Below are 1428 nucleotides of genomic sequence, written 5' to 3' on the forward strand. Positions count from 1 at the left end.
CCACTCCTACCAGCCTTTACAACGGTATGAGTGTAGTGATTATCAAGTTATCGGCTTATTAGTACCGGTCAGCTCCGACAGTCTTTAGTCCTGTCTTCCACATCCGGCCTATCAACCCAGTCGTCTGGCTGGGAGCCTCTCCCCCGAAGGGATGGAAATCTCATCTCGAAGCCGGCTTCCCGCTTAGATGCTTTCAGCGGTTATCCGTTCCGAACGTAGCTAATCAGCGGTGCTCCTGGCGGAACAACTGACACACCAGAGGTTCGTCCATCCCGGTCCTCTCGTACTAGGGATAGATCTTCTCAAATTTCCTGCGCGCGCAGCGGATAGGGACCGAACTGTCTCACGACGTTCTAAACCCAGCTCGCGTACCGCTTTAATGGGCGAACAGCCCAACCCTTGGGACCTACTCCAGCCCCAGGATGCGACGAGCCGACATCGAGGTGCCAAACCATGCCGTCGATATGGACTCTTGGGCAAGATCAGCCTGTTATCCCCGAGGTACCTTTTATCCGTTGAGCGACAGCGCTTCCACAAGCCACTGCCGGATCACTAGTCCCGACTTTCGTCCCTGCTCGACTTGTCAGTCTCACAGTCAAGCTCCCTTGTGCACTTACACTCGCCACCTGATTGCCAACCAGGTTGAGGGAACCTTTGGGCGCCTCCGTTACTCTTTGGGAGGCAACCGCCCCAGTTAAACTACCCATCAGGCACTGTCCCTGAACCCGATTAGGGTCCGAAGTTAGATATCCAGAGTGACCAGAGTGGTATTTCAACAATGACTCCACGAACACTAGCGTGCCCGCTTCAACGTCTCCCACCTATCCTACACAAGCCACACCGAACACCAATACCAAACTATAGTAAAGGTCACGGGGTCTTTCCGTCCTGCTGCGCGTAACGAGCATCTTTACTCGTAATGCAATTTCGCCGAGTTCGCGGTTGAGACAGCTGGGAAGTCGTTACGCCATTCGTGCAGGTCGGAACTTACCCGACAAGGAATTTCGCTACCTTAGGATGGTTATAGTTACCACCGCCGTTTACTGGGGCTTAAATTCTCAGCTTCGCCTTGCGGCTAACCGTTCCTCTTAACCTTCCAGCACCGGGCAGGCGTCAGTCCGTATACATCGTCTTGCGACTTAGCACGGACCTGTGTTTTTAGTAAACAGTCGCTTCCCACTGGTCTCTGCGGCCATCGAACGCTCCCGGAGCAAGTCCGTTCACGCCTCAGGCCCCCCTTCTCCCGAAGTTACGGGGGCATTTTGCCGAGTTCCTTAACCACGATTCTCTCGATCTCCTTAGTATTCTCTACCTGACCACCTGAGTCGGTTTGGGGTACGGGCAGCTAGAACCTCGCGTCGATGCTTTTCTTGGCAGCATAGGATCACCGATTTCGACTTGCGTCTACCCATCAGATCTCAGGCTATA

At 54.1% G+C, this 1428-nt stretch carries 1 rRNA gene (only partly in view); it reads right to left on the minus strand.

Annotated features, from left to right (window positions below):
- Window positions 1-38: 38 nt before the first annotated feature.
- Window positions 39-1428, minus strand: a 23S ribosomal RNA gene (locus tag C5C55_RS16145) (it continues 1827 nt past the right edge of the window).

It is taken from the genome of Rathayibacter sp. AY1C2 (genome assembly GCF_002931195.1).
Classification (GTDB): domain Bacteria; phylum Actinomycetota; class Actinomycetes; order Actinomycetales; family Microbacteriaceae; genus Rathayibacter.